11 protein-coding genes and 1 pseudogene are annotated in these 12,134 nt (G+C 43.9%); 10 read left to right on the top strand and 2 right to left on the bottom strand.

Annotated elements, in window-relative coordinates:
- The 8 genes from DSM107010_RS40970 to DSM107010_RS34375 all read left to right on the top strand — a co-directional run.
- Positions 1-257, top strand: a 257-nt coding sequence (locus DSM107010_RS40970; RefSeq protein WP_206751850.1) for a hypothetical protein, incomplete at its 5' end; no start/stop codon positions are given.
- Between the two features lie 202 nt (positions 258-459).
- Positions 460-873, top strand: a complete 414-nt coding sequence (locus tag DSM107010_RS34410) for a hypothetical protein (protein ID WP_106168353.1) — start codon at positions 460-462, stop codon at positions 871-873.
- Between the two features lie 1,368 nt (positions 874-2,241).
- Positions 2,242-3,327 (top strand): hypothetical protein, encoded by a 1,086-nt coding sequence (locus DSM107010_RS34405; protein ID WP_181246409.1) that lies wholly within the window; start codon positions 2,242-2,244, stop codon positions 3,325-3,327.
- A gap of 33 nt (positions 3,328-3,360) precedes the next feature.
- Entirely contained in the window at positions 3,361-3,507 is a 147-nt protein-coding gene (locus DSM107010_RS34400; protein ID WP_127025121.1) for an NAD-dependent epimerase/dehydratase family protein, read from the top strand.
- Positions 3,508-3,626: 119 nt separating this feature from the next.
- Entirely contained in the window at positions 3,627-4,997 is a 1,371-nt protein-coding gene (locus tag DSM107010_RS34395; protein WP_106168356.1) for a cytochrome P450, read from the top strand.
- Positions 4,998-5,627: 630 nt separating this feature from the next.
- Positions 5,628-6,698, top strand: coding sequence for an alpha/beta hydrolase family protein (locus DSM107010_RS34385; protein WP_106168357.1), 1,071 nt, complete (start codon positions 5,628-5,630; stop codon positions 6,696-6,698).
- A 185-nt stretch (positions 6,699-6,883) separates the two neighbouring features.
- Positions 6,884-7,642 (top strand): acetolactate decarboxylase, encoded by a 759-nt coding sequence (gene budA / locus DSM107010_RS34380; RefSeq protein ID WP_106168358.1) that lies wholly within the window; start codon positions 6,884-6,886, stop codon positions 7,640-7,642.
- A gap of 14 nt (positions 7,643-7,656) precedes the next feature.
- On the top strand, positions 7,657-8,763 hold the full coding sequence (locus tag DSM107010_RS34375) for a TRAP transporter substrate-binding protein (protein WP_106168359.1): 1,107 nt from the start codon (positions 7,657-7,659) through the stop codon (positions 8,761-8,763).
- Here the strand turns inward: DSM107010_RS34375 and DSM107010_RS34370 are convergent.
- Positions 8,758-10,101 (bottom strand): TRAP transporter large permease, encoded by a 1,344-nt coding sequence (locus tag DSM107010_RS34370; RefSeq protein ID WP_106168360.1) that lies wholly within the window; start codon positions 10,099-10,101, stop codon positions 8,758-8,760. The two genes, DSM107010_RS34375 and DSM107010_RS34370, sit on opposite strands and share 6 nt — an antisense overlap.
- Before the next feature lie 106 nt (positions 10,102-10,207).
- Positions 10,208-10,801 (bottom strand): TRAP transporter small permease subunit, encoded by a 594-nt coding sequence (locus DSM107010_RS34365; RefSeq protein ID WP_106171699.1) that lies wholly within the window; start codon positions 10,799-10,801, stop codon positions 10,208-10,210.
- Positions 10,802-11,095: 294 nt separating this feature from the next.
- Here DSM107010_RS34365 and DSM107010_RS42605 point away from each other — a divergent pair, with 294 nt between their 5' ends.
- Both DSM107010_RS42605 and DSM107010_RS34360 read left to right on the top strand, forming a co-directional pair.
- Positions 11,096-11,227 carry a glycosyltransferase family 1 protein gene (locus DSM107010_RS42605; RefSeq protein ID WP_146138905.1) on the top strand — a complete coding sequence of 44 codons (132 nt, stop codon included), beginning with the start codon at positions 11,096-11,098 and terminating at the stop codon, positions 11,225-11,227.
- Positions 11,228-11,474: 247 nt separating this feature from the next.
- Positions 11,475-12,065: pseudogene (locus DSM107010_RS34360) on the top strand (IS6 family transposase); the annotation flags it as partial.
- Positions 12,066-12,134: the final 69 nt, after the last annotated feature.

Here is a 12,134-nt window from a genome sequence, read left to right as displayed (position 1 = left end):
ACCAGTTACACTACGACGTGGAATGCCCTTCAATCAAGGGCTATGCCTCCCCTTATCCCCACTTTTGTCAGTCAACCAGGGTTCGCGACATCCGCCCGGCTAGCTTTGGATTAGAGTCACTACTCACTGATAAGACGATCGATATGCAGCTCCTTTCTTCCGCCAGTTTCGTCACGGGACAATACCCCAAGATTGGAGAAGCGAGTATCGCAGATAAAATTGTACTTTTGGTTTTAACCGAAAAGCGATCGCTCTGACCTCATCTAGAGAATCTACTTACTCTCAACCCAAGTTTCAAGAACTCAAAAGCAATTACTAGTTCAGAGGTATCTGCAAAGACCTTTCTCCATTTCTTACTTGAAACCGACATCTTTCTAAATGACTTCTCAATCCCCATTTAAGTGATGACACTTCTCAAAGTATCGAGCGCAGATTTAGTACTTATTATTGGAGGAAAAAATGAAATTTAAATTTAAAACGATCGCATTTTGTTTAGCTACTTCGGCTCTAATAGTTCCAGTACCAAAAGCGTTGAGTGCTGGAGCGCTACATCATGTGAAAAAAGAAGAAAAGAGGCTAAATTGGGTATGTGTACAAGAAACACAAAATTCTTGGAAGTGTCAATTTAAAAATAGTCAGCTTAAAAATAGCCAGCAGCCCAAAGCGATCGATCGTAGCAAATCAACGCTTGCCAAATCAGCATCAAATTCTACTTTGCAATTAGACATGTTTCTTTTACTTACTTTTATTGGCAGTATTAGTATGGGGCTATTTCTATACATCTGGCATCGTAATAAGCGTATTGCTAAGCAACAAAAGATTATTAAGTTTTTGGAAAGATGCAAGGAGATAAGTTACTATCAGGGGAAGTAAACGTGAATGTTTTTAAGTTTGCTTTTCTCACAACTGTGTTAATTTAACCTGCTATTAGCACGACAATTGCGGTAGTAGCACTAATACTTCTTGACCTAGGCTTTAGTACTCAGCACTAATGTTCGGCTACTCGTGCAATTGAATTTAATAATTAATAGTTACGAAGGTAACTTCGTAGCAATAGATAAATCCTTGCCGATTAAGGGGATGTTAGGACTTGCCGATCTGACGCTATGAGGTTCTGTTCATTTACTCTCCCAGAGCGCATCCAGAATTTAAACGCAAATGGATAGAACTGCTGAAACTGAAATTTAAGCAAGGATTGACAGAACTATTATTAAGAGACTTTTTCTGCCGTAGTTTATAAGATTAACCAACCATTCATTCTTCAAAGTAACAATTGTTTTTAATCAAACAGCATTTTGGTCAATAGTAATAACACGTGGCTACGGATTATCAGTAGTTTCAAGACTTTACAAAAAAACAAACTCTTCTGCAAAATCTATAGAGAGCAGAAGCTTTTTGTCAATTAAATAGAGTTATGCAATCACTTCAAAATCTTTAATATGCAAATTATACTTGGCTCAGGATATCAACTTTTTGACAATTGTTGATTTTAATTTTGATTGGGTAAATTTACAAAACTTTAAGAAGACTATGATGAAATTTGAAATTATTAAATCAGAATTCAATAAAAATAATTTGAAAGCGCATATTTTTTGGTGTATTATAATTTTAATAACTAACACTTTACTTTCAGTCATCTTCTACAAAACAAAGTTTTTTACTAATGGTTCGGTAGCAATTTTCGCTCTTATTAACATACTTTTGGCAAATAAGCTGATTTTGTAGATACTGTATCGTTCGGCAGTCTGGATTCTAGTAACGCTCGGATATGGCAAATATGACATCAATAGCAGCTTTCTTTACATCGACAACATTCGTGTCACCTGTACCATTTGGAGTTTTGTTTGGCTACTTATTGATATTTCAACCACTCAACAGACTCAATATTGAATGCAACACCCTGAAAGGGCGACCCCTGGTTTACGAATAAGCTGATTTATTCAAAGTGTACCAGTTTAACAAAGTCGAAGACCCAAGTATGCTATGGAACCGTTATTGTTTGATTTGAGTTTTGGTGTATCGCGGCTGGAGATTATTTTCTACCTTTTATTTCTCCGGTGATGCCGACCCACAAATAGCGTTTGCCTCTAAAAAACGCGCCCAAAAATCTCTTGAACGCAAGTTTCGAGTTCGGACTTTTTCTTATGCTTCCTAAATTTTGTCAGTCAACCAAGGTGCAACGTGGTGTTAACTAAATCTTCAATTCAAATTCACGCTGTCACCACTCCAGAAGAAAATGAAATGTTTCTGGATGTGCCATCAATAGTATACGCCAACGATTCTCATTGGGTAGCACCCATTCGCAGCAGTATTGCTAAGCAATTTACTCCAACCAATCCCTTTTTCAATTATGGGAAGCTACAGCAATTTATCGCTGTATCTCAAGATAAAGGTGCGAAGCCGTTGGGAAGAATTGTGGCGACTGTAAATCAGCATTTGATTGAAAAAGAAGGTCAGAATGTCGGATTATTTGGTTATTTTGAGTGCATTCAAGATTTTGAAGTAGCTCAAGCTTTACTAAGTACCGCTTGTGAGTGGCTGCGACAGCAGGGGATGACAGTTGTTCGGGGACCAATTGATTTATCTACCCATAACAACTGTTTCTTTTTAGTCGATGGCTTTGATTCACCACCAATGATGATGACACCCTACAATCCCCGCTACTATCCAGAGTTTATCGAACGAGACGGCTGGCACAAAGCCAAAGATGCCTACGCCTATGATTTCCCCTTAGACAAACCCTTACCAACAGAATTTGAAAAAGCTTATCGAATTGCTTGTAAATCAGGGGTAAACTTCCGTCCCATCAGGACAAAAGGTGAAGGATTCGAGACTGATGCGATCGCTATTTATCACCTTTTTAACCGTGCTTTTGCCAATAACTGGAGTTCTACCCCGCGTAGCGAGGCAGAATTCATGGAAGAAGCTAATGAACTACAAAGCCTTGTAGACCCAGATGTTTTCCCCATCGCGGAATACAACGGGGAAATGATTGGTTTTTTCATGGGTTTACCTGACTACAACATTGCACTAAAACATCTCAATGGAAAGTTTAATTGGTTAGGAATTCTCAAGTTTCTTTGGTATCGCCGTCAGATTGACCAAGGAAGAGTAATTGTAATTTGCTCTTTACCAGAATATCGCCGTAAGATGGTTGCTTTAGCTTTGATTTATCTAGGAATGAAAGGGGGAATCCAAAAAGGCAAACCCTATAAAAGAGCCGAATTAGGATACATTTTCGAGGACAATTTCCCCTCTCGTAAGCTAACCGAAGCCTCTGGTGGTAAGATTTATAAAACTTACCGAATCTACGAAAAAGCCTTATGAAAGTGCTAGTAACTGAAGCAAAATGCGGCCGAAATGGGATGGGTAAACGTAGAGGGAACCCGCGCCGTGATGGAAGTTGCTCAAGAATTAGGAGCGTCAAAAGTCGTTTACTGTAGCATTGTGGATATCTATGGCGACACTCAAGCTAAAGTCATCGACAAAACTTTTGGGCGCACCTAAGCTGACTTTTCCTCAGCTTATGACAGAGCGACCGATCGCGTCGCAAATACTTTCAATGACAAATGCTCTATATTGATTGCATTGCCTTATATTAGCGCTTTTGCTCTAAGTTGAAACCAATGATTTCAAAACCTCGTTTTCCCGATGGTTCGCCAGCTCCTCGATGGCTGCAAAAAATCCAGTACGCACAGAACTCGATTGCCTATATGGATGCCGCACAGCGCTACGGGGACATTTTTAACGCTCCTGTGATTGGCGATCGCGATGTTGTTTTGTTCATCAGTAATCCTCAAGCACTACAGCACATTTTTGCCAATGACACAAAGCAATTTATTGCGCCACCAAACCAACACGTGCAACCGCTGGCTGGAGATTACTCTCTTTTTACGTTGTCAGGTTCTCGCCATCGCCGAGAGCGTCGGTTGTTAATGCCGCCTTTTCATGGAGAACGGATGCAAACTTATGGACAGTTGATTTGTGAAAGAGTTGACAAATCAATGAGGAAGCTGTCGATTGGCACTCGATTTTCTGCCCGTGAATTAGCACAGGAGATATCTTTAGAAGTCATTCTAAAAGTCGTTTTTGGGATTCACCAAGAAGACCGTTTCAATCATCTCAAGTCGCTCTTGGTTCACTTCACCGATTCACTGCAATCTCCTTTCATTGGCGGTTTGCTCTTGTTCCCGTCTTTACAAAAGGATTGGGGAACCCGAAGTCCCTGGGGATACTTGCGGTCTCTGCAACGACAGATCGGCGAACTGGTGTACGCTGAAATCCGCGTGAAGCGAAGCTATCTCGAAGAGAATCGCCGCAATCACAATCAGATGCTTGGTTCAGACATCCTGAGTTTAATGATTTCAGCCCGCGATGAAACAGGTCAACCGATGACCGATATTGAATTACATGATGAGTTAATTACACTCTCGATCGCGGGTCAAGACACAACCGCCAGCGCGATCGCTTGGGCTTTGTATGCGATTCATCGTCATCCACAGGTTGGCGAGAAGTTGGAGGAGGAACTCAATCGCTTAGGATCTCCAGATCCAACAAGCATTGTGCAGTTACCCTATCTCACAGCCGTTTGTCATGAATCCCTACGCCTTTTCCCCGTTGCTGTTCTCACCAATCCTAGAGAGGTCAATGAACCTGTAGAACTGATGGGTTATAACCTAGAACCTGGAATCAGACTTTATGGCTGTATTTATCTAACTCATCAGCGCCCAGATATCTATCTAGAACCTAAGTTATTTAAGCCAGAGCGCTTTTTAGAACGACAGTTCTCTCGTTATGAATTTCTCCCCTTTGGCGGCGGTGTGCGTCGTTGCATTGGGGAAGCATTAGCACTATTTAAGATGAAATTAGTCTTAGCGACAATGCTGTCTCGTTATCGATTAGCGCTGGCAGATCGAGAGCCTGAATATCCTGTGCGTCGAGGTGTTTCTTTTGCTCCTGCTAGAGGGGTGCAGATGATTTTAGAAGAAAAACTCTGAGATAGCTGAGAGGCTGCGTTAGTTCTATGTAAAGCGATGGCCAAGCGGACTGAGTACAATACTTCTTGGTTAAACCCTAAGCAGTATTAATAATAGAAAAAACTAGCGGGTTGAGTTTCAATCCTGCTTCCTTGTGTATTAGCTTTTTTGCTGAGAACTTGGAGCGTGTTTTTTTGACAACTCGCTCGATCGCTTCTAGCCTGTCTGGGGAAAATCTTTTCCCCTAGAATTTCCTGAATTGGCTTGGAGTAAAAAAAGGGAGTTGTTCTGGTGGAGTCTCTTGAAAGCCACCAATTGCTCGCCAAATAACCTTGAGCGATCCTGTAAATCCCAAGCGTAAGGAAGAGATGGCAGATTGCTGAGCAGTTGAAACATTAAACATCGCACAGCATAATATCCTAGTAACAAGCTATAGATTTCTTGCACAACTTCACGGGGTTTAAGCGAACGGATAGGTGTTTTGCGTCCGCAAAAAATCGATTTATGAAATTACAAAAAAGCATGTTTTAGTAACAGAACCAGATTTCTAATTTCTGGAGTGTTTACTTGAACCAGCTTTCCTTAAGTCAGCGATCGTAATTCCATCTCAAGCTGAAATACTGAAAACCATCTATTTAAGGAGTTTTTGCGATGTTACAAGAATTATTAATTTTTGCTTTAAAACACGCATCTATCAATCGTGAAACGATAGAAACACAACAAAATCCGCGAATTGAAATTTTAGCAAGTGAGCTATCTAGATCGCAAAAGCTGGTCTTCGATCTTGATGGATCGCTTAACGTTACCGAAACAGCACTAGGAGAACCGGAAGCAGAACCAACCAGCTTCAGCCCCGAGCCACTATATGATCGAGTGAAGCACTATACGACAACGATCGCAGCCGATGGCGATCTGGCAGATGTTTATTATCCCGTTGTGCCATCAACAGCTGAGCGGCTACCAATCGTCCTGATGCTACAGGGAGCCTTGGTAGACAAAGCGGACTATTCTAACTATGCACAAATTGTTGCCCGCTACGGGTTTGTCGTTGTTGTTCCTAACAACGAACGTACTAGAACGAATCCAGATGGGCAAACGACTACAGGACTTCTGGCAGAACAACAACAAGTGAATGATGTACTCGCTCAAATGAAAGAGGAAGATGCCGCTCCTGGTTCACCGATTTTTAAAATTGTGAATACAGAAAAGCTAGGACTCTTGGGACACTCGTTTGGCGGATATGCTGGATTAGCTGCGATTCAAAATATTTGCGCTCCAGCGGTATGTTCGGGTAACTATACTCGACCGCCTGAATTGAAGGCAGGTATATTCTACGGTACTAACTTCCGGTCTTCGTCAGGAGCGTTTCCAACTATAGACAATCAAGATATCCCGGTTGGCTTAATTGCAGGTACGCTCGATGGTGTTGCTGATTTTGGTGAAGCGGCATCAACTTACGTCAAGATTCAAAACCCACCGAAAGCGTTGATTGCAGTCAAGGGTGCCAATCATTATGGCATTACTAATGAAGATAACGCTACACGCGATCCCAATCGACCTACCCTCGAACAAGGTACGGCAACAGAAGCGATCGCACGTTGGAGTGGACTGTTCTTGCGATCTCATCTTCTCGACGATCGAGGCGCTTTTAATTATGTCTACAACAATGGCGACGACCTCGATCCAAACGTCAGCGCGATCGGTCAAACTCCGTCAAGGTGATTGTTTCCGGCTGTGTTGTCGTAAAAACTGCGTGAGGACAAACAATCCTGATCGATCTCCGCTCGTTATGCTGCAATTTCAAACAGACACGAATGTGGTGGAAAACTTACAACAAACGAGAACGCCCGTTCCTAAAATCAGTTGAATGAACAAAATCAGTTCAATGAAATAATGAGGAAAAGACAGTGAAGCTAAAACGGTATTTATGGTTGGCGCTATTGCTCGCTGCCATTGTACTTAGCCTATTACCTGCATATTCCCAGCAAGTTCGGCAACTTGCTTCAGGATTTCAGGTTTCTACTTTGGGAGCCTTAAACCTTGGGGTGTATGAAGGAGCTGCAACATTTGCCCAACTCAAACAGCACGGAGACTTTGGCTTAGGAACTGTTGACGGATTAGATGGAGAACTGGTCGGACTTGATGGCAAGTTTTATTATGTTAAAACCGATGGCGTTGCTTATCCTGTTGCAGATCAGGTGAAAACGCCTTTTGCGACTGTAGCGTTTTTCCACACAGAGGACTCGTTACGTTTAAATGGGCAAATGAACTATCTAGAATTGCAGCAACAGATTGACGCACGCCTGCCCACAGAAAACTTACCCTATGCAATTCGCATTCGCGGTAACTTTCCCTATTTGAAAGTGAGGAGCGTACCGAAACAATCACCGCCTTATTTGCCCTTAAGTGATGTAGTGAGTCAGCAGGCTGCTATCTTTGAGCTGCGGAATGTGCGCGGTACGTTAGTGGGATTTCGGATGCCACAATACCTCAAGGGTGTAAACGTGGCAGGCTATCACTTTCACTTCATTACAAGCGATCGCACTTCGGGAGGGCATTTGCTCGATGGAGAACTTCTTGATTCTAGGGTTGATATAGAAACTCTGCGTGACTGGCAGATGATGTTGCCCGATAATACTGCCTTTAAACAAGCATCACTGGAGTAATTTAGGAGTCAAGCATGAAACGCAAACAATTTTTGCAAAATGCGATCGCTAGTGCCGTTACGGGTGGAGTGGTAGCTTGTCGAACGACTACAGTATCAAGATCGAATGCAGCCCTACCCAACATTAACTGGCAGATGGCAACGAGCTGGCCCGTATCTTTAGATACCATCTTTGGTGGCGCTAAAACATTTGCCGATCGCCTAGCTGCGATCACGGGAGGCAAGTTTAAGATTACACCGCGTACTGCGGGCGAGCTAGCTCCGCCACTAGAGGTGCTGAATGTGGTGTCCCAAGGCGCAGTACCATGCGGTCATACGGCTGCTTATTATTACGTGGGTAGAAGCCCAGCTACCGCTTTTGGAGCTGCTTTACCCTTCGGCTTGAACGCTCAACAACAGAACGCTTGGCTGTATGAAGCAGGTGGTTTAAAAAAGCTACAAGATCTCTATGCTCGTAAGTTTGGCGTGATTCAATTTCCCGCAGGCAACACGGGCGCGCAGATGGGTGGTTGGTTTCGCCAGGAAATTTTGACAGCGAAAGACTTACAAGGGTTGAAAATGCGTATTCCTGGACTGGGGGGACAGGTGATGGGCAAACTAGGCGTGACGGTACAGACTTTACCTGGTGGAGAAATTTTTCAGGCATTACAAACGGGAGCAATTGATGCGGCTGAGTGGGTCGGTCCCTACGATGACGAAAAGCTAGGACTGCACAAAGTCGCTAAATTCTATTACTACCCTGGCTGGTGGGAACCAGGACTAGCGCTGGAAGTGCAGATCAACTTGAATGAATGGAAGAAACTACCAGTTGAATATCAGGAAGCGGTTGCAACGGCAGCCTTTGAAGCAAACACGATTATGTTAGCTCGTTACGATGCCCGTAATAACGAAGCGCTCCAACGGCTACTTCAGAGCGGCGCGACGCTGCGCTCCTATAGCAACGAGATTTTAGCAGCGGCAGAAAAAGCGTCTTTTAAGTTGTTTGACGAATTTGCAGCTAAAGATGCTGACTTTAAGAGCATTTTTGCGGAATGGAAGCAGTTCCGCGATCGCGTTTACGCTTGGAACAACATCAACGAAGGTAGCTTTGCCCGCTACAACTACGCCAAACTCAAGTTATAGAACTGGCTTCGCCGACAAATCGACCAGCCAGCGCACAGTTTGGGGAAAGAGCATCACCAACAGCAACACCACAATTTGCAACACCATAAAGGGGAGCGCGCTTTTGTGAATATCAATCGTGCGAACTTCCTTTGGTGCAACGCTTTGCAAATAGAACAGGGAAAATCCGACAGGGGGCGAAATGAAGGCAGTTTGTAAATTAATTGCCATCACCACCCCAAACCAGACCATATCTATTCCCAACTGCTGCGCGGCAGGTACTAACAGCGGCATGGCAATAAAACAAATTTCGATAAATTCTAAGAATACGCCGAGAATAAAAATCACAATATTACCAACAATTAAAAAAGCAATCTTGCCACCAGGTAAATTCACTAATAGATCTACGATCAAGATTTTGCCACCCAAACTATCAAAAACGACGGCAAAGAATGACGAGCAAAATAAGATCGTCAACACTACCGCTGTCACCACCGCCGTTGAGTGACCAGCCGCTTTAATCAGCGTCCAATCTAATTTTCGATTGAGCGCAGCCAACACACAGGCTCCCACTGCCCCCACGGCGCCTGCTTCCGTTGGCGTAGCAATGCCAAAGAAGATACTACCTAGCACCGCAAAAATAAGTAGTAAGGGTGGAACGACTGCTTTCAACACCTGCTGCGCCAGTGCCGCTTTGCCAATTTGCCGAGATTCCAGTGGTAGGGCAGGAGCTATACTAGGTTTGAAAAAGGCAAGTACCAAAACATATAAGGCATAAGCTACCGCTAGCATTAATCCTGGAATCAACGCTCCCAGAAATAGATCGCCCACCGACACGCCCAATTGATCGCTCAAGACCAGCAGCACTAAACTAGGGGGAATTAATTGCGCCAACGTCCCCGCTGCGACGATTACCCCTGCTGCTAATTGCTTGTCATAGCCATAGCGCAGCATCACGGGCAAGGAAAGCATTCCCATGACGATTACCGTGGCTGCTACCACGCCTGTAGTCGCTGCCAGCAGCGTGCCGACAAAAATCACCGCCAGCGCTACCCCACCCCGCAGCGAACCGAGTAGAATTCCAATCGTCTCTAGCAGTTCTTCTGCCAGTCCCGATTTTTCTAACACTGCACCCAAAAAGACAAAAAACGGAATTGCTAACAGGGTAAAGTTGGACATAGTACCGAACCAGTTGTTCGGCAACAGTAACAGCCGACTGGGATCGAACGCTCCCACGAGCCAGCCGATCGCGCCAAAAACGATCGCCGTCCCCGCAAACGAAAATGCCACTGGGTAGCCGCTTATCAGAATGAAAAAGAAGCCAACGAACATGGCGATCGCCAACCACTCAAAGCCCATAGTTTCTCTGCTCAAAAGGTAATGTTTCAGCGTTGCCAGCCGCGCTGCTTTTTGGCACAATCGCCAGACTGATTCAGATGATTGTAGGCGATCAGAACACAGCAGTCTACTCAAGCGGTAACTGTTCTGCGTCTTCTTGAATAGTTTGGGCGACCTGCGTGTATCCCTTCAAAATCGCCAGATACTTGATAGCTTGCGAAACTCCTTGAGCGAGTAACGTGGCAAAAGCAACAATAATCGTTGTCTTGATCGGCGCTCGTGGTAAGCCATCTGCATCTGAAGACAGCTCCCAACTCCCCCACGTACCGTCAGGCAAAAGTCCCCACGACTGCAAGACAGGGTTAATGCTTACCCAAATGCCTAAAACGCAAAACGGAATCAAGAAAAAGACCGTGCCGAGAAAATCTATCAGCGCCCGTCGCTTTTCACTCCAGCGGGTGTAGAGAATGTCAACTCGGACGTTTGCGCCGCTCTTCAAAATGTAAGCAAATCCGAGAAAAAACATTAATGAAAACAAATACCATTGCAGTTCGATTAATGTATTGGAAGACAGCCTGATTCCGATCGCTCGTCCGATGTAGCGGGCAACAACATTATAGAACCCAATAGCGATTAAGAGAATGACCAGCCAAATGCCAGAACTACCGATAACGTCAGTGACGCGGTCGATCGCCTGCGAGAGTTTGATGAGGGTACAAATATGGGAAGGCTTGAGAAAGATACGCAAGACTGAGTACTTCCATAGAATTGACGAGTTTTGCACGCGATAATATCATGCAAGTTTGTTATGAAATTAGTCGATGTAAATTTCGATCTCACATCATTTTACACTGCTAAAAGAACAACTATCGATTATGAAAGAATACGATTGCAATTGACTTGGGTAAGTATAATCTAAAATGTATGTTCGATCGCAAAAATTTTCTCGGTATTGGTAACTTTGCTTTCAACTGCAAGTCTTGCCATTCTTTACAAGAGCTACCCCTTGACAGTTATGAAAGAACACATAATGTTTGTCTCACTTCCTTTTCTGGGACATACCAATCAAATGATTGCGCTAGCTCAAGAATTGGCGCACGGAGGATATCGAGTCAGTTTTGCAATTTCCGATTGGATTTTGGATTAAATCTAAATCTAGAATCTAAAATACTTGGTTTCAAGCCCCTAAATTCATTTATGGCTCATCAAAAAATGCGTAGCGTCATTATTCCAAGCCCCCGATTTTAATCGTGGGGTTAATCCAAAATCGATTGACAAGATTCTACTGCGTAAATGCGCACTCATTGAGTCGGTAAACGATCGACTCAAGAATATTGGTTCTGTCGCAAAAATGATAGAGTAAGAGGGTTTAATTTTCTCTGACTTCAATCTAAATGGCTGCTCAGTTCTTGTTTAAGTGGCGACACTGTCTGCCCGAAATCATCCTACTGAACGTGCGGTGGTATTGCCGCTATCCCTTAAGCTACCGAGATTTAGAAGAAATGATGGCAGAACGGGGAATCATCGTGGGTCGCTCCACCATCAACCGATGGGTACTGAACTATGCACCCCAATTGAACAAAAGAATCCACCCGCATTTGAATCCAACGATCGACTCGCGGCGAGTCGATGAGACGTACGTTCAGGTGAAGGGAAAGTGGAAGTATCTTTATCGTGGCGTGGATTCGGCAGGGAATACGCGCTTACTTTATGCTGAGTGCCAAGCGGGATGGCAAAGCCACTGAGCGCTTTTTCCGCAAAACGTTGAGTTCACACGCGACCACCGCGCGCATTCAACGTTGATAAAAATGCAGCGCATCCTAATGCTGTGGAGACATTGCAAAATGAAGAGACCCTGTCCCAACCGGTCGAGTTGCGGCAAAACAAATACTTAAACAATGTGGTCGAGCAGGATCGCTGAAATATTAAACGGATTTTAAAACCTAATGATAGGATTCCAGTCCTTCAACACACCTAACGGGACTTAAACAAGTTCTAAGCCCAAATAAAGCCTAAACTCTGCTTGTAAGCAGCAAATACGTCCTTGTTATGAT

Origin of the sequence: Chroococcidiopsis cubana SAG 39.79 (assembly GCF_003991895.1) — a bacterium.
Taxonomy (GTDB): Bacteria; Cyanobacteriota; Cyanobacteriia; order Cyanobacteriales; family Chroococcidiopsidaceae; genus Chroococcidiopsis; species Chroococcidiopsis thermalis.
The sequence above is the reverse complement of the archived record's forward strand: the minus strand, read 5'-3'. Positions and strand labels throughout refer to the sequence as shown.